Below are 24,108 nucleotides of genomic sequence, written 5' to 3'. Positions count from 1 at the left end.
GGTCAATTTTTCGGACGATCGTCAAAAGATTCTTTTGGCTTTGGGGGACATACGCGTGAGCAGAGCTGCAATAGGCTGGAGCCTGATGGCGGGCGGGGCGATTCTGGCGGGCGTGGCCATTGCCCAGCAGGCGGGCGTGATCGAGATCGGTGAAGACCCCGCGGTCGTCACCCGCAAGCCAACGCCCCCCAAGCCGATTGACATTCCCAAGGAGGCCGAGGGCAAGCTGGTCGAATTGACCAAAGAACAGATGGATTTCCTGAAATCGGGCGAGACGCGGCGCATCGTCAAGCCAGAGGTGATGTTCAAACGCTTTGAAAGCCTGTCCCCCAAGGAAGTGGCCAATTACGTCGCGGCGCTGGTTTCGCTGAAAGAACAGATCGATTTCAAACCGGGCCGGGACAAGGCCAGCATCGCTCTGGACACATCATCGCCCATGTTCAACGCATGGACCCTGCCCCGCCCCTCGATCCTGAACCCCAAACGCGAACCCGGCCCGATCAGCCTTGGCAAATATATCTCCGGCTATGGCAGCGGCATTCCCACCTTTGCCAATGCGCCCGTCGCGCTGACGCCCGAAGACCTGATCGCGGGCAAGGTGCAGGTGGCAATTGTCGGCGCACCGCTGGATATGGGCAGCGGGTGGCGCGATGCGAAGAACGGGCCTTTGGGCGTGCGCACGTCGTTTGGCGCGCCATCGGCCTTTGGCAATGACATGTATTCCATGATCAACCCGACACAGGCGCTGCGGATTGCCGATTATGGCGACATTGCCATCGACAATCTGTCGACCGAACGCAGCGTCGCCCATGTCCGGCGTGAAGTGGCGAGTATTGCCAGAACCGGCGCCATCCCCATCGTCATCGGCGGGGACCATAGCCTTGAATATCCCAACCTTGCCGCGATGGCCGATGTGCATGGCAAGGGTACGGTGGGGGTTGTCCATTTCGATTCGCATTATGACGCGGGGTCCGACCGGGTTCACCTGATCGACCATGGGCAACCCGTCTATCGCGTGATCCATGAAGGGCACGTTCTGGGCAAGAATTACGTACAGGTGGGGTTGCGCGCGCGCGGCCCCGACATCGACACATTCAAATGGATGCGCGAACAGGGGATGAATTACCAAACGATGGTCGAGGTCGAGAAAATCGGCTGGGACCGGGTGATGGAGGCCGCCGTCAACGAGGCCAAGCGCAACACCAAAAAGCTCTGGATCAGTTTTGACATCGACGTTTTGGACCCGGCCTTCATGCCGGGGACGGGAACGCCGGTTCCGGGCGGATTGACCATGCGCGAGGCGCAGCCGATTTTCCGCCGCCTTTGCGCGGAAAACGAGATTGTCGGCATCGATCTGGTCGAGGTCGCCCCCTATCTCGATACCAGTTACAAGACCGCCTATAACAGCGCGGTGCTGGTCAATGCGTGTCTGGCGGGCATTGCCATGCACAAAAAGGGGATGACCAAGCCGCACTGGCTCTCGCCGCTTTCCTCCAGTTACAAAGCGCCTCTGGGCAAGGAGTATAAGTGATGCGCCGGCTTGCTCTTGCTCTGGCCCTGATGACCGCCCAGCCTGTCATCGCGGCGCCTTATGTCTTTGCGCCAGAGGTGGCGGGCAAGATCGCCAGACTCCCCCCCGCCGCGCAGGCCTTTGCCGGGGACGAGGCGCGGCTGGCGCCCTTTCATCTGACGCCTGCGAAACTGGCCGATGCGCTGCGCACCCGGTCGGACGAGGATGTCGCGGCCTATATCAACAGTTTGATGCAGGTGGCGCAGGATGCCGCCTTCCACCCCGGCAAAGACGCCGGCGCGATTGCCCTGAACCCCGGCGCGACAGGGTTTAATGCGTCCACCACGCTGAAACCGGCGATGCTGGACGAATATCGCCGCGCGCCCGGACCGATCAGCCTTGACCATTACATGTTCCAGAAAGGCGGCATTCCCACCTTTGCCCACGCCCCGGTGGCCGTGCGCAAGGAAGACCTGATCGCGGGCAAGGTCGAGGTGGCCTTTGTCGGCATCCCCCTCGATTTTTCCAGCGGGTGGCGCGATGGCAAACATGGGCCGTTGTTCCTGCGTTCGGCCGATGCGCTGGTGGGTAATGATCCGGTGGCGGGGGTGGACCCGGCGACGGTGCTGTCTCTGGCCGATTTTGGCGATCTGGCGATTGATTACATGAGCGTGGAGCGCAGCATCGACCACGTCCGCTTCATGCTGCGCGACGTGGCGGGAACGGGGGCGGCGCCCTTTATTGTGGGGGGCGATCACGCGCTGATGTATCCCGATGTGGCCGCCATGACCGACGCCTATGGCAAGGGCAGCTTTACCCTCGTCCAATTCGACGCCCATGCCGAGGCGGAGGATACGTCCGAGCATTTCCATTCCGACAACCAATCCCTGCGCCGCCTGCTGTCCGATGGCCTCATCACCGGCCGCCAAGTGGTGCAGGTCGGCACACGCGGCCCGGAAACATCCAATGCCGACAGCGCGCGGCTGGCGGCATCAGGCGTGACCATGCTGGGCATGGAGCGGATTGAAAAGGACGGCTGGGAAGCGGTCGCGGGCAAGGTCGCCTCGGCGGTCAGGGCGGGGCCGGGCAAGGTCTTTGTCTCCTTCGACATGTCGGTGCTGGACCCGGCCTATGCCGCGGGCGCGGGCCGTCCGGTGCCCTATGGCCTGACCATGCGCGAGGCGGTGCCGCTGGTGCGCTCGGTCTGTGCCTCGGCGCAGGTGGTGGGGTTTGAACTGCTCGATACCGCCCCCGTGCTGGATGTGTCCTATCGCAGCGCGCAGAACGCCAATTACATCCTCCACGCCTGTTTGACCGGCATGGCGCAGCGGAAATTGGGGGTGGGGCGGTGATTTGCCTCCGGCGGGCAAAGGGCGGGGGCCCTTTGCAATCCCGTTATGGGGGTATGGTTTGTTGATGGGGGGTGGATGGGGATTTGAAAGCCTGCGGCGCGGGAAGCTCGCGCGAATTGGCGCCGCAGGCTTTTGATTCAAAACGTTGAAAGTGTCAGTTGCGGCCGAACCCGTGGCGCACCGAAGACAGTAAAGGGAGCGCGAGAGTCTAGACCCTCGCATTACACCCCTTCAACTTGAATATTTCTCACAACTCATCCGCACCGCCACCGGACTGGGATTATAGATCTGGGCATAATCGCGCAGGTCGCGCACGACGAAGCTGGCGGTGTAGTGCATCAGCTTGTTGCCCACGAACATCGTGCCGAAAAAGGGCTGATAGTTGTAGTTCACCTCGACGAAGACCACGCCGCCGCCGGATGGCGCGCTGACCTTGTATCCGGTGTCGCCCATGCCGGTGGACATGGCGGTGCCGGCATTGGCCAATGTGGCGTCGGTGCCCGCGGTTGACGATGTTGTGCCATAGGAAGAATCAAACCCGCTGCCGCTTTTCAATCCCACGCATCTTTGCCAATGGATGCGCTGTACGGGGGCGCTGTCATAGCTTTGCTGGACATATTCCAGGCTGGACACGATCACCCGCCCGTTGGTGGTCAGGCCCAGCCCCGCGCCCTGCAACCGTGCGCCAGCCAGCACATCGACCATATCGCTCTCGCGGATTTGCGTTGCGGCCAGATTGCTGGACAGGCCCACCCGGCTGGCATTGTCGGCAAGGTTCAGCGTGATCTGGCTGATCTGCATATGGACGCGGGCCAGATTGGTATATTCGATGCCCGCCCCGCCCAGATAAAAGACAATGGGCAGCATCAGCGCAAATTCGATCAGCGAGGCGCCGCCCGTGTCGCCGATCAACCGGCGCAAAACCCGTTTCATGTGCAGACCGTCGCCGGGCTGGAACTGGCCGTCACGGCCCATGGCTGGTTTTTCAGGATCGTGCTGGCCGAAAGCGTGGCATTGCGGCTCCACCCCATCCAGATGCCAAGGGGGAACAGGCGGGTATAGGTGACGCTGACCGAATAAAGCACGGTGTCGCCCGCATTGCCCGTGCCCGAAACGCCGGGGTCGGCGTCCCATGTCCCGTTGCCGTTCACATCGGTAAAGCATTCGCCTGCATCGCGCGCGCCATTGCCATTGGTGTCCACAAAGCTTTCGGGCGAGATATAGCCATAGGAGGCATAGGATTTGCGTGAGGGATAGCCGCTGACAAAGGCGGCATTGCCGTTGATGTTTTTGACCGCCTGCAACACGGCGGCGTCGATGGTGGCGGTGCTGGCATCCTCGATCGCGCTGTCGCGCCCGGCCTTTTGCACAGCGCCCGTCAGGATCGCCTGCATATAGGCCTGATAGGCCATTTCGCACAGGCCCATGCCCATCAACAGCATCACCGGCAGGACCATCGCGAATTCGACCAGCGCGGCGCCCGCGCGATCATGCAACAGGCGTTTCATTTCGAAATCCTCAACTTGGCCACTTTGGTCGCGATGGTGGCGAATTGGGTGGAAAGGCCCGCGCCCGATGTGGTGGACAAGGCCTGTGACGGGGTGGTGGCGCATTGGGTCAGTTCGGTTGTCGAACCCATGCCCAGCGCCACGGTCCATATGCTGACATTCTTGGCCTTGGCCGCGGCACAGGCGGCCAGAAAGCGCGCGTTGTGATAGGCCTTGAGATTGCCCAGATCGCCGCCCGAAACGCGTTGGTCGTAATATTCAATGCCGTATCCGCCATAGATAGATGGGCTGGGCGACATGTCACCATCGGTCAGGAACACGATGATCCGCTTTGGCGCGTCGCGCCCGGACCATGCGGCGGTGTCGGCGGCAAAAATGCCATCGGGCGATATCATGCGCGCGCCCCAGATCATGCCGATATCGTGATAGGTGCCGCCCGTGGCGCGAAAATCGGACGCGTTCACAAAATTCGACACCTGGGTTCGGGTCATGGTTTTCAAACGCGACACCGGCTTGCCGCAACTGATCGTTCCGCTTTGATAATAGGCGGCGATGTCCAGATTGGGGTGATTGCTGGAATCGCCCGATGACGTGGCATTGGCGGTGCTGGTAAAATCATTGCGGGCATAGGTGACGGCGGGCCACATCGGCTTCCACTGGGTTTTGATATCGCCGCCCGGTTTCAAATCGGGGTTGAGATCATTGGGCAGGCTGGAAGTTGAAAAGCTGGTCGTGTGGGGTGTGGTATAGGGTTCCTCCACACATCCGTCCCAGGTGTCGGTGGTCGAAACGAATTTGGTGGTGTCCACCGTGGCGGCGCCGGTGACATAGGTGGTCAGCAATTGGGGGCTTTGCTGATATTGCCAATTGGGAACCGTGCAGAAACAGAACAGCGAAAAGCTGGTGCCGGTCAGGACGCGGGTCTGATAGGTCCAGCTTGTATTAACGCTGCCCACCCCGCCAACGATATAGGCGGGGTTGATGTCCATGATCGCGCGCCCGGCATTGACCGTCGATGTATAGGTGACAAAGCCATAGCGGACATGCGTGCTGGCATCGACCGAGGCGGCCAACGTGTCATAGAAACTGAGCACTGCGCTGCGCAGGGCGGCGATGCGGGAACCGGATTTTTCCGTCACGTAATAGGCCGTTGATCCGGGATATCCGGCGGTGCTGGTGTTGCCGCTGGACGTGCCGTCCGACGGGCGGGCATAGGAAACTTTGGTCGCCGAGCCGACATAGTTGTTGCAGGTGGTCGTATCATCCGACGGCAGGCAGGCCATCGACCCGGTGGTGTCCAGCACAAAGATCACATCGGTATCGCCGATCTGATAGGTGGCCTGACACACAGCGTTCAGCGTGATCGAACTATACCCGAAAATGCGCATCAGCGTCATGGGTACCACGGCCCTTGCGGTGGCGCTGACCTGGGCGTCGGTGGTCTTGGCGGGGGTAAAACTGAGCGAGGTAATGCCATACCATCCGGTGCGGATATTGTTGGCAAAAAACGCATTGGCCGCGGCCGTTGCGGTCGCGTCCAGCGCCGTGTTGCCGGTGGTGGCATCCGTCATCGCCTTGCGCCCGGCCAGAACGCCCGCATCGCAGGCCTGTTGCAGCCGGGCATTGACCATATACATCCGCGCCCCATCCACCCCGCACCCGACAAAGGCCATCAACAGCGCCATGATCAGCGCCATGATCGGCAAGGCATTGCCCGCGCGGTTGCGGATCAGATTGCAAAGAATGGGACGGTGATTGGACAATCGGCGGACTCGACAAAGGGCGGGGCCAGAGCCGTCTTTATGATCAACAAACCGTTGCGATCGGGCCAGTCAGGGCATCGGGAATGTTACGGATTATGGCGCGAAAACAGCCCGTCCAATTCGTCCGCAGGCACCGGGCGGGACAGCAGGAAACCCTGAAACGTGCTGCATCCACAGGCGGCCAGTCGGTCGCGCTGATGTTCGGTTTCCACCCCTTCGGCCACCACATCCAATTTCATCGCCCGGCCCAATTTGACGATGGCATCGACAAGCCCCTCTGCCTCGTCATTGGCCTCCAGATTATGGACAAAGCTGCGGTCGATCTTGATCTTGTCGACCGAAAAACGGCGCAGCGAATTGAGGCTGGAATAGCCGGTGCCGAAATCGTCCAGCGCGATGGAAAAGCCTTCCTGTTTCAGCATGGTGATATTGTCGCGCGTGACCCCATCATCGCCCAGCAGCGCGGTTTCGGTGATCTCGATTTCATAGCGTTCAGGATTGGCCCGGAATTCGGCCACCAATCGCGTCAATGTCGCCATGAACATGGGCGACCGCAATTGCAGCGCCGAAACATTGATGGCCACGCGGATATTGTCCCATCCGGCGGTTTCCTTGAACACGCGGCGGAACACGAATTCGCCAAGGTCCAGGATCAGCCCTGTTTCTTCGCACAAAGGGACAAAGATTGAGGGCGGGATGGCGCCGCGTTCGGGATGGTTCCAGCGCACCAGCGCCTCCATCGCCTCGATCTGGCCCTTGCCGTCCATTTGCGGCTGATACACCATGGTCAGGCTGTCTTCGGCCAGCGCCTTGCGCAGATCGCTTTCCAGACTGCGCCGCATGCGTAGGGCCGCATCCATGTCGGGTTCAAAGAATGTGACGCGGTTACGCCCGTTTTCCTTTGACCCATAGAGCGCCAGATCGGCCTGACGCAGCGCCTCGGCCGGTTCGATTTCGGGATTGGAGATCAGCGTGACGCCAATCGACACACCCACCTCGACCACGCCCGCTTCCAGTTCAAAGGGCGTTTCGAACAGGCGCAGCACGCGCTGGGCCAGATGGGACGCGCCCGAACTGTCGGCTTCGGGTTGCAGGATCACGAATTCATCGCCGCCAAGCCGCGCCACGGTATCGGATTCGCGGCACAATTCGGTCAGCCGCCGCCCGACCTGCTGGATCAATTCGTCGCCTGCATGATGGCCCAGCGTGTCATTGACCTCCTTGAACCGGTCCAGATCGAGGCAATGCACCGCCATTTCACCCGCATAACGCCGCGACATGGCCAGATTCTGGCCCAACCGGTCGAACATCATCGCGCGGTTGGGCAATCCGGTCAGCGTGTCGTGAAAGGCCAGATGGCGCGCGCGCGCTTCGCTGGCGATAAGGTCGCTGGCGATTGTGTTGCTGCGCCGCATGAACAGCCAGACCAGCATCAGAAATGCCGCCGCCATGGCCGCCAGCATCTGGGGAATCTCGGTTTCCGACGCCTTGAACGGATTGATTGCGGGCCATGCCACCGAGGCCACCAATTGGCCATCCGGGCTGGTCAGGGGCATGAGGTGATGGTCGCTGATGGGAGGTTTGCCCTTGGGCAGCAGAAGATGCGTCTGACCATGCTGGCGCCCAAATGCCGAGATCAAGCCCTGATCCACCGTCACGCGCAGAACATAGGGCGCGGGCGCGCCGGCCAGTGTCTGCGCCGTGACGGGAAGCGTGAGCATGGGGGCGCCATGGACAAGGCGCAGCGCCGTGTCCTTTTCATTCGTCCCGGCCGGTTCAAGCCGGACTTGCCCGGACCCGGTCTGTGCGCGCATCGGGGCCAGAATGGCCTGTTCGATCCAGCGCTGGTCGCCAGCCTCCATTCGGGCTGGCGCTTCGTCCTGACGGATTAACGCCTGACCGCTGGCCTGCCATTGATGCACGTTATGCTGCCAACCGCGGCTGATGATGCCAAGCTCATATTCTTCGGCGCCCTTGCTCATGCGCATCAGGGTGACGGTTGTTGCGCTCACCAGCATGAAAATCGCGGCCAACACCAATACATTGATTGGGCGCAGTAGCCCCTTGCGTTGGGCTTCCTGTGGCGAATTCGTACTGTCCATTGCTGTTATCCACCCATGCGAGCCGCCGTTGCCAATTGGCCAATCCGGCCGATCGTCGGGCATCCGTCCTGGGCGTCATGATAGGTCGGACGCTCTTGCCGAAGCCTGTTGGTGGTAACAGGTCATTAGCCCTAGTTTTGGCTAATAGAGTTTTCACCAACGCAAGGCCGGTTTTGCATCGGAATTTTCCCTATGCGGGCGGTGTCGGGTCATCGGTACTTGGTTTTTCCCCAGAAAACTGCAAGGCGCTCTGGTTTATCGGGCTTTGCCCGGAATATCGCAGACTTGAGGCGCTGTAATGCGCATAAATCCGGGGTTTTTGCCCCTCACGAACCCGCCTTTGGCGATAAGTGTGTGGAAAATGGAGATGTACGTGCTTGTGAGTGCGCGAATCATGGCGTTTATCGCCAATTCAACTTGTGTGGAACTGGTGTGATGACGCCGCCCCTGATTGCTCCATCGATCCTTTCGGCCGATTTCTCGCGCCTTGGCGAAGAAGTGCGCGCGATTGACGCGGCCGGCGCGGACTGGATCCACGTTGACGTCATGGACGGCCATTTCGTGCCCAACATCACCATCGGCCCGATGGTGGTCAAGGCGCTGCGCCCCCATACGAAGAAGATCTTTGACGTCCATTTGATGATCCAGCCGGTCGACCCCTATATTCAGGCCTTTGCCGATGCGGGCGCCGACATCATCACGTTCCACCCCGAAGCCGGACCCCACAGCCACCGCACAGTCCAGGCAATCCACGCCGCCGGGTGCAAGGCGGGCGTTTCGCTGAACCCGGCAACCCCGGCCAAGATGCTGGATTACCTGATCGATGACATCGATCTGGTTCTGGTGATGAGCGTGAACCCCGGTTTCGGCGGGCAAAAGTTCATTTCCAGCCAACTCCGCAAGATCGAGGCGATCCGCAAGATGATCGACAAGACCGGGCGCGACATCCATCTGGAGGTGGATGGCGGGATCGACACCACCACCGCGCCGCTGGCCGTTTCGGCGGGGGCCAACGCTCTTGTGGCGGGCACCGCGACGTTCCGGGGTGGGCCGGATCAATATGCCGCCAATATCGCGGCTCTCAAGGGGCTGGGCTGAACCATGAACCTGGATATGTCTGCACAGGGCAAGACCCGCAAGTCGGGTAAGGGCAAGGGGCAGGCTATCCCATTACCAACTCTGGACGCGAATTCGGATGATGCCGAAACGCCGGATCAGGGTGATGTCGCGGCCCAGTTGGTTGAACCAGGCCGCGCGCTGGCGCTGGCGGATTTTACGCCGCCTTCGCTGGGCGCAGGGGAACGGTTGATCCGGCTTGCCTATCGCATGGGCATTCCGGGGCCTGTGCTGACTGCGCCTTTTCGTAAACCCGCGCGCCCCAAATTGCTGGCCACCGTCACCAATCCACTGCCGGGGGACAAGGCGGCGGGGGCTGCGCTGCGGGCGGGCCATTTTCTGGTCCACGGGCTGAAACAGCCGATTGCCCAGCTTGATCTGGCCGGGGCGGGGCGGATGGTGCCGCCGCTTGAACGGATGGTGCATGGGTTCCACTGGCTGGCCGATCTGGAGGCGGCGGGGCCACGTGAACAGGTCTCGCCGGTGGCCGAACGCATTCTGGCCGCTTGGCTGATGGCCAATCCCAAGGCGCCGTCGCGGCCCGGCAAGGGGCCGGCATGGACGGTGGCCTATACGGGCGCGCGCCTGCTGGGCTGGCTGGTCCATGCGCCGCTGCTGCTGTCGGGCGGGGACAAGACGCTCCGGGGGCAGACGCTGGAGGCGATGAACGACCACGCTCGCTGGCTGGACCGCAACGTGGCGCGGGGCGAAGATACGCTGGCGCAGGTGGCGGGCTGGTGCGCGATTGTCGCGGCGGGGCTGCTGCTGCCCGATGGCCGCCCTCGCCGGTTGTATGGTGAGGCAGGGCTGATCGCTTCGCTGGGTGAATTGCTGGGTGATGACGGTGGCTGCATGTCGCGCAGCCCGCTCGGTCAGATGGAGGCGATTGCGCTGCTGGTGCAGGTGATCGCGTGCTATCGCGCGACACGGCGTGAACCGCCCGCCGCGCTGGAGGCGATTCTGGCGCTGATGGTGCCGCCTTTGCTGGCGCTGACGCACGGCGATGGCGCCTTGGGCAGTTGGCAGGGCGGATGGGCGGTGTCGGCGGCGGATGTCTCGGCGTTGATCGCGGCGTCGGGTGTGCGCACGCGGCCCCTGCGCGAGGTGCGCCAATGGGGTTATCAGCGCGTGGTCGCGGGCAAGAGCGTGATGCAATTCGACGCTGCGCCCCCGCCATTGACCCGCCATGCGCGCAATGGCTGCGCCTCGACGCTGGCCTTTGAACTCAGCCATGCCGGACAGCGGGTGATCATCAATTGCGGCGGCGGCGCGGCGGCGGGTGGCCTTATGCCGGTGCGGCTGGAACAAGGGCTGCGCGCCACGGCGGCCCATTCGACGCTGGTGCTGGACGATGCCAATTCGACGGCGGTGCTGATCAATGGCGGCCTCGGCTCGGGCGTGGCCGAAGTTGAGGTTGACCGTCGCAGCATCGAAGGCGAGCGCAATGGCGCGGCCAGTCGCACTTGGGGCGCAACAAGGCTGGAGGCCAGCCACGATGGCTATGCCGGGCGCTATGGCCTGACGCATCGCCGTATCCTGATCCTGCGCGACGACGGCACCGAATTGCGCGGCGAGGATCTGCTGGTCCCCACCGGGCGCAAGGGCAAGCGGGGCATGGTGTCCTATGCGCTGCGTTTCCACCTTGGCCCCGGCATCGAAATCGGCCTGTCACAGGATAAGCAGGGCGTGGGCATGGCGTTGCCCGACGGCTCCTATTGGCAATTCCGCAGCGGCGGGGGCGAAATCTCCATCGAGGAATCGATCTGGGCCGATGGGCAGGGGCGGCCTGTGCCGGTCCAGCAATTGGTCATTCAGGGCATGGTGTCGCGGGGGGGTGGGAGCTTCTCGTGGATTTTGAAGAAGATGGGGTAGGGTTTGGAGGTTTTATGCCTCCGGCGGGCAAAGGGCGGGGGCCCTTTGCGATCCCGTTATGGGGTTGCGCTTGGCTGGCAGTTGGGCGCTGATCCGCGAAGCGGTTTGAATTATTGCCTGCGGCGCGGAGAGGTCGCGTTAAAGGCGTCGCAGGCTTTTAAAATTTCGACGCTGCGTCCGACAGTTGCCGCCGAACCTATGGCGCGACGCAGACAGTAATGGGAGCGCGAGGGGCGAGCCCCTCGCATTTTCTTTGCCCTTTACCCCCCTTCACCCTTCCCAAAACCGCCAAAATCCTTATGGGCCGCGCCAAACACGCAGCTTCACAGGACGACTCCATCCATGACTGACACTGTCACCATTCGCCGGGCTTTGCTCTCTGTTTCGGACAAGACGGGTCTTGTTGATCTGGGCAAGGCGCTGGCCGCCAAGGGTGTTGAGCTGGTTTCGACCGGCGGCACGGCCAAGGCATTGCGCGACGCCGGTCTGGATGTGAAGGACATTTCGGAGCTGACCGGTTTCCCCGAAATGATGGATGGCCGGGTCAAGACGCTGCACCCCAAGGTTCACGGCGGCCTGCTGGCCGTGCGCGACAATGCCGAGCATGTGGCATCCATGAACGAGCATGAGATCGGCGCGATCGATCTGGTGGTGGTCAACCTCTATCCCTTCGTTCAGACGGTCGCCAAGGGCGGTACGCGCGAAGAGATCATCGAGAACATCGACATCGGCGGCCCCAGCATGGTTCGCTCTGCGGCCAAGAACCACGATTTCGTCGCCATCGTCACCGATCCGGCCGACTATGGCATCGTGGCGGGTGGTGAAACCACGCTGGCCCAGCGTCGCAAGTTTGCCGCCAAGGCCTATGCGCTGACCGCGGCCTATGACGGCGCGATCAGCCAGTGGTTTGCCACTGTCGATCAGGGCGAAACCTTCCCCGAGACCATCGCCATCACCGGCGCGCGCGTGGCCGAGCTGCGCTATGGCGAAAACCCGCATCAGGCTGCTGCGCTTTACGTGCCCCATGGCGCCAAGGAAAAGGGTCTGACCCAGGCCGTACAGGTGCAGGGCAAGGAACTGTCCTATAACAATTACAACGACGCCGATGCTGCGCTCGAACTGCTGGCCGAATTCAAGGATGCCGAACCGACCGTCGTGATCGTCAAGCACGCCAACCCTTGCGGCGTTGCCACGGCATCCACGCTGGTCGAAGCCTATGAGGCGGCGTTCAAATGCGACAGCGTCAGCGCGTTCGGCGGCATCATCGCCGTCAACCGCCCGCTGGACGGCCCGACCGCCGAAGCGATCAGCGGCATCTTTACCGAAGTGGTCGTCGCGCCCGATGCCAATGACGATGCCAAGGCGGTCTTTGCCAAGAAGAAGAACCTGCGTCTGCTGCTGATCGGTGAAATCCCCTCGCCCAAGCGCGGCGGGTTGATCGCCAAGCCGATTGCGGGCGGCCTGCTGGTCCAGAACCGCGACAATGGCGCGATCACTCTGGATGACCTGAAAGTCGTGACCAAGCGTCAGCCCAGCGAACAGGAATTGCAGGACGCCCTGTTCGCCTGGACTGTGGCCAAGCATGTCAAGTCGAACGCCATCGTTTACGCCAAGGAAGGCGTGACCGCCGGGATCGGCGCGGGCCAGATGAACCGTCGCGATTCCTCGCGGATCGCCGCCGCCAAGGCCGCCGAAGCGGCTGAAACTCACGGTTTTGCCGAAACCCGCACCAAGGGCAGCGCGGTGGCTTCCGATGCGTTCTTCCCCTTTGCCGACGGTCTGCTGGCCGCGGTCGAGGCGGGCGCGACCATGGTGATCCAGCCGGGCGGTTCGATGCGCGACGATGAAGTCATCAAGGCGGCGGACGAAGCCGGTCTTGCCATGGTCTTCACCGGCATGCGCCATTTCCGCCATTAATTGCGGCCAATGTGATGCAATGCTGCAACGCCCCATTGCGTTGCAGCATTTCGTCGCACATATGCCCCGTTTGGTCGCGGTGTCATGCTGGGTTAAGCTTTGATGGCCTAGACGCGGCCCAATTCATCACCATTTGCGACCCCAGAAACAACCTCCGGACTTTTTTATGCGCCTCTTCAACCGCGATTTGCTTCGCTCATTTGCTATTGGCTTTGCGCTGGGGGGCGCTTTGATCGTAGCCGTTATGGCCACCGGTTCGGGTGGCATTTCCGGCCTTGTGGGACAGGCTAACGCCTCGCCCGTTCACGCGACGGAATAAGGTGATGGGGCGGAGCATCCTCTTCGCCCTTCCCGTCATGCTGGCGCTGGCCGCGTGCCAGAATGCCGATGCGGCCAACACACACACGGTGACGGCGCCTGTGGCCACGGTCATGGCGCAGGAAACGCCGGGCCTGAAACAGGCGATCTTTGACGGCGGCTGCTTCTGGGGTGTGGAGGCGGTGTTCAGCCATGTCAAAGGCGTGACCAGCGCGGTTTCCGGCTATCACGGCGGGGCTGCGAATACGGCTCATTATGATGATGTCGGTCATGGCAACACCGGCCACGCCGAAGCGGTGCGCGTGACCTATGATCCGGCACAGGTGCGCTATGACGATCTGCTGCGCATCTTTTTCTCGGTCATCATCGACCCGACCCAGGCCAATGGACAAGGCCCGGATATCGGCCCGCAGTATCGCAGCGCCTTGGTCCCCATCGGGCCGGAACAGGATCGCGTGGCGCGGGCCTATCTGGGTCAGATTGCGGCGTCGGGCCTGTGGCGCGGGCGGATCGCGACCAAAATCGAACCCTATCGCCAATTCTATGCCGCCGAGGGTGAGCATCAGGATTTCATGGCCCGCAACCCGACCCACCCCTATATCGCCTATTGGGACGTGCCCAAGGTGGCCGCGTTCAAACAGATGTTTCCAGCCCTCTATAAGGCTGATTTCACCCGCAACTGATTTGGGCTATAAGGGGGTATGAGCGCCACCCACGAACACGACCACGACCATGTCCACGAACACCCCCGCCACCGCGAATATAGCGGCGAAGGGCTGGTCGCCGCCGCCCGCACCACGTTGGAAAACGCCGGGGAACAATGGACCGATATGCGCGGCGATGTGTTCGACGCCCTTGCCGGGCGCGACAAACCCGCCAGCGCCTATGACATTGCCGAGGCCGTGTCCAAGGCCCGCGACAAGCGCGTGGCCGCCAACAGCGTCTATCGCATCCTTGATCTGTTCGTGCGCACCAATCTGGCGCGCCGGGTCGAAAGCGCCAATGCCTATATCGCCAACCCGCACCCCGGTTGCCGCCACGACTGCATCTTCCTGATCTGTGACGGTTGCGGAAAGGCGGTGCATATCGACGATGACCGCCTGACCGGCGCGTTGATCGAGGCGGCGCGCTGGGCGGGCTTTGCCGATGTACGCCCGGTGGTGGAATTGCGCGGCATGTGTGCGGAGTGTTCTGCGGGCGTAGAGTAAGGGGCTTTGTGCCTCCGGCGGGCAAAGGGACTCGTCCCTTTGCAATCCCACTTTGGGGTGGTGTGAGATTGGTTGCTTTGCGTGTCGTCCAACGGTTTTGAAAGCCTGCGGCGCTGCGAGGTAGCGCTGATTGGCGCCGCAGGCTTTAGAAATTCCGACACCAAGCGCCCAACCCATAGCGCCACGCTGACAGTAACGGGATTGCAAAGGGCCCCCGCCCTTTGCCCGCCGGAGGCATAAACCCTTACAAAACCCACCGCCACACGCCCGCCAGAACGTGATTGGCATGGACATGCCCAAACGTCGCGCCCAGCCACACCACGATCCCCACGCCCCACAACATCGGCGAAATCCGCCCCAGCGCCGATACACGCGGCCAATAGGATGTCTGCGCGCTCCAGCTTTCCCATGCGGCGCCCAGCAGTTCGGCCTTTTTCCCATCCTGCAACCGCGCGCCCACCAGCGCCAGCACCGCCATGGCCCCCATCAGCACGATCACACGCGGCGTCGGCGCGACCAACACATGGGCCAGCGCCCATAGTGCGATGCCCCACATCATCGGGTGGCGGGTGACGGCAAAGACGCCGGTGGCGCGGGCGGCGGCGATCTTTTCGCCCGGCACTTGCGGCATGGCGGGATTGGCGTGCAGCGACCCCAGCAGCAGCGTTATGCCGATCAGCGAGAGCAGGCTGGCGATGATCCAGATGGCCTCACCTGTCCCGTCCCAGACCGGGGTGCCACCCGGCCCGACCGCGCGAAAGGCGACGATGGTCCAGCCCAGCGTGGCAAAGGACACGACCGAATAAAGCCCCAGAAACCCCTTTTCCCCCAACCGCGCCAGCAATCCGGCGCGCCACGGGTGGGACATCAGGAAATGCGAACCGACAAAGGCCATCGCCCCGGTCATCAGCCATGAAAACGCCTGATCCATACTTCGCCCCCTCAGCTTACCCCATGCATCAGTTTGCGGATAGGCACGGCCAACGCCAGCAACACGAGGCCAACGCCGATCGTCACGATCCCGATCTGGGTGAACACCGCCACATAGGTATCAAGGCTCAGCTTCAGGTTGGTGACTTGGCCGCCCACGGTTTCCACTGTCGCCATTTGCGCCAAAAGCCCTGCGCCATATTGCCCCATGGCCAGCGAGAGATACCACGCCCCCATCATCAGACCCACCACACGGGCGATGGACAGTTTGGTGATCATCGACATGCCCACGGGCGAGATGCACAATTCCGCTACCGAATGAATGAGATAAAGCCCCGCCAGCCAACCCAGCCCGACCCGATAATCCGCCCCGGCAAAACGCGTGCCCAAAACGAGGAACAGGAAACCCGCGCCCACGCCGATCAGCCCCATGCTGAATTTGACGGGGATCGAGGGTTCCCACCCGCGCCGCGCCAGAACCGACCACAGCGCCCCCATGATCGGGGCCAGCGTGATGATACCGATGGCGTTGAATTGCTGCGTCCCCGGCGCCGACATTTCGAACCAGCCGAATACCGAGCGGTCCACATTGCGGTCGGCGAACAGGGTCAGCGACGATCCGGCCTGTTCGAACAGGCTCCAGAACACGGTGTTGAACACCATCAGGATGATCGCGGCCAGCATCATTTCAAACTCGGCCCGGCTGCCCACACGCCATGACCAGATCAGGATGGCGGGCAGGCTGATCCCGAAAGTGGCGCAGAGCAATTTGCCCATCACCGGCAGACTCATCAGATAGCCGATAAATCCGGCCCCCGGCGTGGGGGCGGCGGCATGCATCAGATTGGTGAAAAGGAAATAGCAGGCCGGAATCGCCAGCAACGCCGCCGGATAGATCCACAGCGCCGGATCGCGCCCCGCCACCACTGGCGGTTCGCCCAGCCCGCCAAGGCTGCTCTGGCTGTAATGCATCATCGCCCATGCGATCAACATCACCGCCCCCGCCGAGGCCAGCCCCGTCCCCCAGCCGAAATAGTCGGCAAGGATCGGACAGGCCATTTGCCCCAGCCACGATCCAAGGTTGATGCCCATGTAGAAAATGCTGAAACCCGCATCGCGCCGCTGATCGCCATCGGCATAGAGCAGGCCGACGATGGTGGCGATATTGGGTTTGAAAAAGCCATTGCCCACCGCCACCGCCGAGAGCGCCATCAACGTGATGGCAAGGCGCAATTCATCGCGATCCGCGCCTTCCTTCAACGCGCCGGGGGCCAAATGGCGCGACACCGATCCGTCGGGGGCGATGAGGTCGATGCTGCCATCCTCCAGCCCCTTGATCAGCAGCAGGCGCCCGCCATCCTCGACCGAACGGGTTTCGTCGGTGGCGCTGGTTGGCCCGTCGCGGAAATGCGAAACGACAATGGCGTGGCGCGCGCCGTCATATTCGGCCCATGGCCGCGCCGGCGATCCCCCCAGCGCCAGCGCGAAATAGCCCGCCGCCATGATCAGCGCGCCAAATTTGACCGCGCGTTTCGACCCCAGATATTGATCCGCCAGCAGGCCCCCGATCAGCGGCGTCAGGTAAACCAGCGCGGTATATCCGCCATAGATCCCCGCCGAAACCCGGTCGCCCAACAGGAAATGCTTGGTCAGATACAGCATGAGCAGCGCGCGCATGCCGTAATAGCCAAAACGTTCCCACATCTCGATGGCGAACAGGCGGGCCAGCGGGCGCGGATGGCCAAACCATGTCGGGCCGGTTGTCGTGGCGGCGGCGGGCAAAGGCGCCGCGTCAGAAGGGGTCATCATGGGGGCGCAAATTAACATCGAAGTAAGCAAAGGAAAGCGCCAAGTTGGCCGTTCGCCGCGATGGTCGCGCTTGTGTGATGGGCTGTATTATGGCAGTGATGCGCCATGACAGCCAACACCCGCCCGGTCTATCTCAAGCTGCGCGATATGATCGTTGCCGCGATCATTGATGGCACCTATCCCGAAGGCACGATGTTGCCATCGGTGCGGGCGCTGGCCGCGGAACAGGGGGCCAATCCTTTGACCGTCGCCAAGGCGTATCAGCAATTTCAACTGGATGGATTGGTCGAGGTTCAGCGCGGGGTGGGCATGATGGTGGCCCCCGGCGCGCGCGAATGGTTGTTGAACGCTGAAAAACAACAATTTTTGCAGAATGAATGGCCTGCGGTGCTGGATCGGATCGCGCGCCTTGGCCTGGATGCGCGCGAATTATTGGAACAGACGATCCCCTCAGTCTGAAAAAAACGACCAAAATCGTCGCTGATCCAAGGCGCTCCACCGTATTGCACCTAAGGGCGCTATTGTACAAAGTCTTGAAGTTCTGTACATAAAACAGTCCGAGGTCGGCAAAAAGACTCGACCCGGATGAGAGGTTGTTTGAACGGTCGGGCCATTAGGAATGGGACCGCGGCCCAGAGGGGGTGTGTTCATGATCAGATCTGAACTGTTGCAGGCGCTGGCGAAGGCCAACCCTGAATTGCGCACCGACGATGTGGAAAAGATCGTCGATGTGTTCTTTGATGAAATCGCTCAGCGACTGGCCGATGGTGGCCGGGTGGAATTGCGCGGCTTTGGCGCGTTTTCCACACGCGAACGCGATCCGCGCAAGGGGCGCAATCCGCGCACCGGCGAAGCGGTGGATGTGCCGGGCAAGAAGGTGCCTTTCTTCAAGCCGGGCAAGGAAATGCGCGCGCGGCTTAACGTCTGAAAAAACCGGCTTTCGGGCCGATTACGACAAAAACGCAGGCAGTCGGGGGGCGCGCCTGCGTTTTTTGTTGGGGGCGGGGGATATTGGGTGATGGTGCCCATACGCGCCCCTCTTGCCGTTTGCCCGCCGATCTGCCAGAGCCATGATCCTGCCTTGCGGACGTGGCGGAATGGTAGACGCCAGGGACTTAAAATCCCTTGAGCTTTGCTCGTGCGGGTTCGAGTCCCGCCGTCCGTACCAGCGCAGCCGGCATGTGGCCGCATTCGGGGTCGGGGTGGAACAGTGGGCGAGAGCGAGCAGGCAAGCCATGGCATTGATGTGTCGATCATCATGCCCTGTCTCAACGAAATTCAAAGCCTTCCCCATTGCATCGCCAATGCCAAGGAGGCCGCGCATCGCATCGAGATGGCCTATGGCCTGACATCTGAAATCATCATCGCCGATAATGGCAGCACCGATGGATCACAGGCCTATGCCACGGCGCAGGGCGCGCGCGTGGTGGCGGTGCCCCGGCGCGGTTATGGCGCGGCGCTGATCGGCGGATGCGAAGGCGGGCATGGGCGCTATCTGTTGATGGGCGATGCCGATGGATCGTATGATTTCACCGATGGCGTGGCGATGATCGGGCAATTGGTCGATGGCGCGGATCTGTGCATGGGGTCGCGCTTTGCCGGGGGAATCGCCAAAGGGGCGATGCCATGGAAAAACCGCTATATCGGCAATCCGGTGCTGACGGGCATATTGAACCTGTTTTATCGCAGCGGGATTGATGACGCGCATTGCGGCATTCGCGCGATCACGAAGCGAGCCTTTCTGGAATGCGGCCTGTCCTCCACCGGCATGGAATTTGCCAGCGAGATGGTGATCAAAGCCTCTCTGCGCGGGCTGCATATCGAACAGGTGCCGGCCAAGCTGCAACCCGATCTGCGCGACCGGGCGCCGCATTTGCGGCCATGGCGCGATGGGTGGCGGCACTTGCGCTATTTGTTGATGCTCTCGCCCACTTGGGTGTTTGGCGTGCCGTCGCTGATCGCGATGCTGGCGGCAGTGGGCATTCTGGGCGTGGCGCTGGGCTTTGACATGGGCTGGCTGGCGGGCAATCCGGTGGTGGGTGCGGGATGGACCATTCTGGCGGGATTTTTGCTGACCGTGGGTCATTTTGCCGCGATTATGGCGATGGCCACCCATTTCTATGGCGTAAGAACCGGCTATCGTGATCTCAACAACTGGTTCGACCGCTTCAGCCCGGTGCTGACGCTGGAACATGCGTTGGTGTTGGGATTGGGGCTGATGGTGTTTTCAGGGGCTTGTCTGGCGGTGATCGGCATTAACTGGCGCGCGGGCGGCTATTTGCCGCTGCCTTCGGTGCTGCCGCTGGTGGTGGCCGCTGCGTCCGGGGCGATCGGGGTACAGACCGCGCTGGGCGGGTTCTTGCTGGCGATCATCGCGGGGCATGATGCGGCCTTTGTTCCGGGTGAGGAGGATCTGTAATGGACAATACGCGCCGCGTGGCTCCTTCTTTCTGGCACACGGACTGGCTGCAACTGGCGCCTTTGTCCAAGCTGATCCGGGCGCAGGCGGGGCGTTTGCCCAAGGGCGCGACGATTGTCGATCTGGGATGCGGCGATCTGCCCTATGCGGCGCTGTTGCGGGGCATGGGGCTGGATTACCGGCCCGCCGATATTGACGATGACGCCGTGGCCAAGGGCAAATTGCCCATCGGCCCGGACGGACGCGTGCCTTTGCCCGATCACAGCGTGGACGCCATCCTGTCGGCCCAGGTGTTGGAGCATGTCCCCGATCTGGACGCCTATTGCGCGGAAATCCGCCGTTTGCTTAAACCGGACGGGACGCTGATCCTTTCCACCCATGGCAGCTGGTTCTATCACCCCCATCCCGAAGATCATCGTCGTTGGACCCGGACCGGCCTTGCGCTGGATCTGGAAACGCGCGGGATCAAGGTGGAGGAAATGCATTCAATCTGTGGGCCTTTGGCCACCACGACAATGATCCGCCTGACGGCCTTTGCCTTTGTACTGCGCAAATTTCCGGTGCTGGGGCCTTTGGTCGCCGGGGCGCTGGCGATTGTCATGAATGCGCGCGCTGTATTTGAGGATGCCGTGACGCCCGCCGCGATGCGCGATGACAATGCCTGCATCTATCTGGTGCGCGCCCATGTAACGGCATGAGCCTGCGCACGGGTCTGGCCTATGGCTTTGTCGCGGCGACATGCCTTGGGCTGCATAATGGGGTGATGATCGCCACCGATTGGGCGATGCGGGGCGCCGGGCCGCTGGCGATTTCGGCGGTCGGGTTTGCGCTGTCCTTTGTGGTGGTGTCGCTGGTCGGCTACGTCCTGCACTCCCACCTGACCTTTCGCGAACCGATGAGCATGGCGCGCTATGGCCGCTATGCTCTTGCCATGAGCACCAACACACCGCTGGCCCTTGGCGTGACATGGGTGTTGCGCGGGCCGGTCGGGTTGGCGATGGTCTATGCCGCGCCTTTGGCCTCCTGTCTGATGATCGGGGCGAATTTCCTACTGTCGCGGTGGGCGATTGTTCGGAAGTAAGGTCTGCAGGGGGTAAGATGCCTCCGGCGGGCAAAGGGCGGGGGCCCTTTGCAATCCCGATATGGGGTGGGTGCCGAAAACGCTGCCTCGCTTGATGGGGGATGGGTTTCAATTTTAAAGCCTGCGGCGCGGACAAGCACGAGTTCGCCGCGCCGCAGGCTTTAACAGGAATCCTTTATCCACGCCATTCTCCAACCACACACCACCCCAAAACGGGATTGCAAAGGGTCGATGACCCTTTGCCCGCCGGAGGCAAAGCGATTAAGCCCACACCATGCACATCCTCATGGTCAGCCATTTTTTCGAAAGCCACCTTGGCGGGATAGAGCGCGTGGCGGGCCACCTTTCGCGCCGGATGAAGGCGGCGGGGGCCAAAGTGACTTGGGCGGCTAGCGCGCAGGATGCCGCCCCCAATGATATCCGCGCCATCGCGCTGCCCTGCGTCAATCCGACCGAGAAGCTGAGCGGTCTGCCCATGCCGATTCCGGGGCCAAGGGGGATTGCGGCCCTGTGGCGGGCGGTGGGGGATGCCGATACGCTGGTAGTGCATGATGCGCTTTATGTGACCTCCATTCTGGCCATGGTTATGGGCAAGATGCGCGGGCGCCCGGTGGTGTTGATTCAGCATATTGCCGGCATTCCCTTTGCCTCGGCGGTGATGCGCGGGGTGATGGCGCTGGCCAATGCCGTGGTCACGCGCCCGATGCTGTGGGCGGCGGATCGGTTGGTGTTCATATCGGACACGGTGCGTCGAGATTTGCTGGGCGATCCGGCGTGGCGCGATCATGCCTTGTTGTTCAATGGCGTGGATCGAGAGGTGTTCACCCATATTGGCCCTGCGGCGCAGGATGTGCCGGGCGGGCGTCGGCGGGTGCTGTTCGTCGGGCGTTTTGTCGAGAAAAAGGGCCTGTCGATCCTGCGGGCGGTGGCCGCGATGCGGCCCGATATCAGCTTTCTGCTGGCCGGGGCGGGGCCGATCCGACCTTGGCAATGGGGATTGCCCAATGTCCATGATCTGGGGCCGCAAAGCGCGGAGCAACTGGCCGCGCTGTATCGCAGCGCCGATTGCCTGCTGCTGCCCAGTGTGGGCGAAGGCTATCCCTTGGTGATACAGGAGGCGATGGCTTGCGGCCTGCCGGTGATTTGCGGCGCGCCCACGCATCTGGCCGACCCACAGGCGGGGCGGTGGATGCGCGGGGTGGATGTGGATTTGGGCGATCCGCAAGGCTGCGCGGCCCGGATCGCGACCGTGCTGGACGCGCCGGGCCTGACCATGGCGGAACGGGCGAGTATGGCCGCATGGGCGGGCGGGCGCTATTCTTGGGACGTGATGGCGCGCTCTGTCCTCGATCTGGCGTCAAAATAGGCTGACGACCTTGCACCCGGCCTTGGTGAATTCCAGCGTGTGCCATGCGCGGCGACGCTCGGTGGTGCGCCCCGGCATCATGTTGATCGCGCGGCCTATGCCGAAATAGAAACTGCGCCGGGGCAGGGCCACCGTTTCGCCATGGGCGCAAAGGCGCGGGGCCATTTCTTCCAGATCGTCATAATCATATTCGATCAACCGCAAGGGGCGGTTTGACAGATCGGGCCAGTTGAAACCCAGATCGAGCGCCAGCGGCGCATCATAATTGCCGATGATGATGTAATCGGCATGGACTGTGTCGATCTTGGCGCTGGCCGCGGCAAAGGCGCCATAGAAACGGTTGGCCATCCACCCCTGCATCGGCATCAGCACCAGCAGCGTCAGCCCCGACAGCGCCACGAAGCCAGACCGCAACCGATCCCGCCACGCATGGCCCAGCCTTTGCCAGCCCAGCCCGCCCAGCAGCGCCGCATTGCCCAGCATCGGGTGGAGATAGCGATAGCCAAAGCCATGCCCCTGATATGGCAGGATCAGCCCCATCACCACGACAATGATGACAATCCCGCCGATCAGCGCCAGCACCCGCCCGTCGCGCCACCCCATAATCGCCCCAAGCGCCGCCAGCACCCAGAGCGCGGGATGCGTCCATGCCGCCATGCGCAGCAGATTGGCGGCCATCAACGTGCCATTGTCCCGGTTCTGCGCCAGCGTATCGATCAGGCGCGAGAGGTAATCGCTGCCCGCTTCGACCACCATGGAATCCGGCCCCATGACCGCGTGCAGTGTCATCTGTGGCCACCACAGCCAGAACAGGCCCGCCGCGACATAACCAGCCCCAAACAGCACCACGCGGCCCCAGCGCCGATCCCACAACAACAGTGCCAGCCATGGCGCGACGAACATCGGATGGAACAGGGGTTGATGCAGTCCTGTGGCGAAAAACCCCACCGCCAGTGCTGCCAGATCGGTCCGCCGCCGGTCGCACAGGAACAGCCAGAGCCAGACCAGATTAAAGGCCAGATGGGCGGGCATGGCAAAGCGGCTCATCGCCGAAAACAGCACCTGACCCGACAACAGGAACAGCGCGACCGTGACGGCCTGTGCGTCCTGATCCGGCCCCAGCAACCTTTGTGCGATGCGCCAGAGCGCCAGCACCGATATGGCCAGCAGCAGCGGCGCCTTGACCGGCCCCAGCATCGCTTCGAGCAAGGCATTGCCCGGCAGATAGGTCGAAACCCATGCCGCCGGATGGGCCAAAGGCATCATGAAAATCGTGTTGAGCGCGGCAATATCGCCCTGCCACGGGGGGGGGATCGGCCATGCCAGTCGACCGTTGCGATAAATGGCCGCGTCAAAGCTGACCATCTGTTCGTCGCGGCTGAGGTCATAGCCGCAAAGGACAAGGTAATGGCCCGCCAGCGCCACGACAAAGGCCAGCGCAATCACGACGCCCACCGCGCGCGGCCCCATCCGCCATGGCCCGACACGCCGCCATCGCCACAGAGCCAGCGCCGCCCCGGCCCAAGCCCAGAACGTGGCCAGCAGCAGCCATTGATCCTGTAACAGGCGATAGAAAACCGTGATTTCAGGATGTTCGGGCGGCGCGGCCAGCCACAGCCCGCCCAGCACCAAGGCCCAGCCCACCATCAGCGCCAGCAGCCATCGACCGCGCAGCGCAGCACCATTCCCCATCCAACCCGCCTTTAATGCCTAACCCACGCCATCCTGCCCCAGCGTGGGGCAAATGGCCAGCTTTCCCTGCGCCCGCCTAGGGAGATCGCCGTTAGGTAGATTTGCGAGGAGGGTAGGGCAGGATTAACTTTATATTGTCCATTTT

The 24,108-nt window shown here is 62.3% G+C and carries 20 protein-coding genes and 1 tRNA gene; 14 read left to right on the top strand and 7 right to left on the bottom strand.

The genetic code is table 11. The annotated features are described in order from the left end of the window. Positions 1-55 precede the first annotated feature (55 nt). Both AC2S2E_RS03270 and AC2S2E_RS03265 read left to right on the top strand, forming a co-directional pair. A complete protein-coding gene (locus AC2S2E_RS03270) occupies positions 56-1,531 on the top strand; it encodes an agmatinase family protein (RefSeq protein WP_486523677.1) in 1,476 nt (491 codons plus the stop codon). Further along, entirely contained in the window at positions 1,531-2,862 is a 1,332-nt protein-coding gene (locus AC2S2E_RS03265) for an agmatinase family protein (protein WP_486523676.1), read from the top strand. Before AC2S2E_RS03270 ends, AC2S2E_RS03265 begins: the two co-directional genes overlap by 1 nt. A gap of 231 nt (positions 2,863-3,093) precedes the next feature. On the opposite strand, the gene AC2S2E_RS03260 is transcribed toward AC2S2E_RS03265, so the two are convergent. From AC2S2E_RS03260 to AC2S2E_RS03245, 4 genes are all read right to left on the bottom strand, one after another. Continuing rightward, positions 3,094-3,837: a TadE/TadG family type IV pilus assembly protein gene (locus AC2S2E_RS03260; RefSeq protein ID WP_486523675.1), complete on the bottom strand. Its 744-nt coding sequence runs from the start codon at positions 3,835-3,837 to the stop codon at positions 3,094-3,096. Next, entirely contained in the window at positions 3,792-4,370 is a 579-nt protein-coding gene (locus tag AC2S2E_RS03255) for a TadE/TadG family type IV pilus assembly protein (RefSeq protein WP_476106065.1), read from the bottom strand. The genes AC2S2E_RS03260 and AC2S2E_RS03255 overlap by 46 nt, the downstream gene beginning before the upstream one ends. Next, positions 4,367-6,133, bottom strand: coding sequence for a TadE/TadG family type IV pilus assembly protein (locus AC2S2E_RS03250; protein WP_486523674.1), 1,767 nt, complete (start codon positions 6,131-6,133; stop codon positions 4,367-4,369). Before AC2S2E_RS03250 ends, AC2S2E_RS03255 begins: the two co-directional genes overlap by 4 nt. 86 nt (positions 6,134-6,219) lie before the next feature. After that, positions 6,220-8,235: a putative bifunctional diguanylate cyclase/phosphodiesterase gene (locus AC2S2E_RS03245; RefSeq protein WP_486523673.1), complete on the bottom strand. Its 2,016-nt coding sequence runs from the start codon at positions 8,233-8,235 to the stop codon at positions 6,220-6,222. A gap of 435 nt (positions 8,236-8,670) precedes the next feature. Between AC2S2E_RS03245 and rpe the strand changes: the two genes are divergently transcribed. The 5 genes from rpe (at position 8,671) to AC2S2E_RS03220 (ending at position 14,666) form a co-directional block, all read left to right on the top strand. Continuing rightward, positions 8,671-9,333, top strand: a complete 663-nt coding sequence (rpe, locus tag AC2S2E_RS03240; RefSeq protein WP_476106062.1) for a ribulose-phosphate 3-epimerase — start codon at positions 8,671-8,673, stop codon at positions 9,331-9,333. A gap of 3 nt (positions 9,334-9,336) precedes the next feature. After that, on the top strand, positions 9,337-11,223 hold the full coding sequence (locus AC2S2E_RS03235) for a heparinase II/III family protein (protein WP_486523672.1): 1,887 nt from the start codon (positions 9,337-9,339) through the stop codon (positions 11,221-11,223). A gap of 342 nt (positions 11,224-11,565) precedes the next feature. Beyond that, complete coding sequence (purH, locus tag AC2S2E_RS03230) at positions 11,566-13,140, top strand: bifunctional phosphoribosylaminoimidazolecarboxamide formyltransferase/IMP cyclohydrolase (protein WP_486523670.1); 1,575 nt, start codon at positions 11,566-11,568, stop codon at positions 13,138-13,140. A gap of 323 nt (positions 13,141-13,463) precedes the next feature. After that, positions 13,464-14,141 carry a peptide-methionine (S)-S-oxide reductase MsrA gene (gene msrA / locus AC2S2E_RS03225; protein WP_486523669.1) on the top strand — a complete coding sequence of 226 codons (678 nt, stop codon included), beginning with the start codon at positions 13,464-13,466 and terminating at the stop codon, positions 14,139-14,141. An 18-nt stretch (positions 14,142-14,159) separates the two neighbouring features. Next, positions 14,160-14,666: a Fur family transcriptional regulator gene (locus AC2S2E_RS03220; protein WP_486523668.1), complete on the top strand. Its 507-nt coding sequence runs from the start codon at positions 14,160-14,162 to the stop codon at positions 14,664-14,666. Positions 14,667-14,910: 244 nt separating this feature from the next. Here AC2S2E_RS03220 and AC2S2E_RS03215 read toward each other — a convergent pair whose 3' ends face one another. Further along, entirely contained in the window at positions 14,911-15,597 is a 687-nt protein-coding gene (locus tag AC2S2E_RS03215; RefSeq protein ID WP_486523667.1) for an NnrU family protein, read from the bottom strand. A gap of 11 nt (positions 15,598-15,608) precedes the next feature. After that, positions 15,609-17,405: a peptide MFS transporter gene (locus AC2S2E_RS03210; RefSeq protein ID WP_486523666.1), complete on the bottom strand. Its 1,797-nt coding sequence runs from the start codon at positions 17,403-17,405 to the stop codon at positions 15,609-15,611. 105 nt (positions 17,406-17,510) lie between these two features. Here AC2S2E_RS03210 and AC2S2E_RS03205 point away from each other — a divergent pair, with 105 nt between their 5' ends. From AC2S2E_RS03205 to AC2S2E_RS03175, 7 genes are all read left to right on the top strand, one after another. Then, complete coding sequence (locus AC2S2E_RS03205; protein ID WP_476106055.1) at positions 17,511-17,864, top strand: GntR family transcriptional regulator; 354 nt, start codon at positions 17,511-17,513, stop codon at positions 17,862-17,864. A 190-nt stretch (positions 17,865-18,054) separates the two neighbouring features. Then, the gene (locus AC2S2E_RS03200) at positions 18,055-18,333 is read left to right on the top strand and encodes an integration host factor subunit beta (protein WP_476106054.1); all 279 of its coding nucleotides are present in this window, start codon (positions 18,055-18,057) and stop codon (positions 18,331-18,333) included. Positions 18,334-18,488: 155 nt separating this feature from the next. After that, positions 18,489-18,573 (top strand) — tRNA-Leu (locus AC2S2E_RS03195). 42 nt (positions 18,574-18,615) lie between these two features. Further along, complete coding sequence (locus AC2S2E_RS03190; protein ID WP_486523665.1) at positions 18,616-19,824, top strand: glycosyltransferase family 2 protein; 1,209 nt, start codon at positions 18,616-18,618, stop codon at positions 19,822-19,824. Further along, positions 19,824-20,522 carry a class I SAM-dependent methyltransferase gene (locus AC2S2E_RS03185; protein WP_476106052.1) on the top strand — a complete coding sequence of 233 codons (699 nt, stop codon included), beginning with the start codon at positions 19,824-19,826 and terminating at the stop codon, positions 20,520-20,522. Before AC2S2E_RS03190 ends, AC2S2E_RS03185 begins: the two co-directional genes overlap by 1 nt. Then, positions 20,519-20,905 carry a GtrA family protein gene (locus tag AC2S2E_RS03180; protein ID WP_486523664.1) on the top strand — a complete coding sequence of 129 codons (387 nt, stop codon included), beginning with the start codon at positions 20,519-20,521 and terminating at the stop codon, positions 20,903-20,905. The genes AC2S2E_RS03185 and AC2S2E_RS03180 overlap by 4 nt, the downstream gene beginning before the upstream one ends. 274 nt (positions 20,906-21,179) lie before the next feature. Continuing rightward, complete coding sequence (locus tag AC2S2E_RS03175; RefSeq protein WP_486523663.1) at positions 21,180-22,271, top strand: glycosyltransferase family 4 protein; 1,092 nt, start codon at positions 21,180-21,182, stop codon at positions 22,269-22,271. Here AC2S2E_RS03175 and AC2S2E_RS03170 read toward each other — a convergent pair. Then, complete coding sequence (locus tag AC2S2E_RS03170) at positions 22,263-23,963, bottom strand: hypothetical protein (RefSeq protein WP_486523662.1); 1,701 nt, start codon at positions 23,961-23,963, stop codon at positions 22,263-22,265. The genes AC2S2E_RS03175 and AC2S2E_RS03170 overlap by 9 nt on opposite strands. Between the last annotated feature and the right edge of the window lie 145 nt (positions 23,964-24,108).

The sequence above is a fragment of the Novosphingobium sp. 550D genome, from assembly GCF_057401885.1.
Note: the sequence above shows the minus strand (reverse complement) of the source record. Positions and strands in the feature narration are given on the sequence as shown.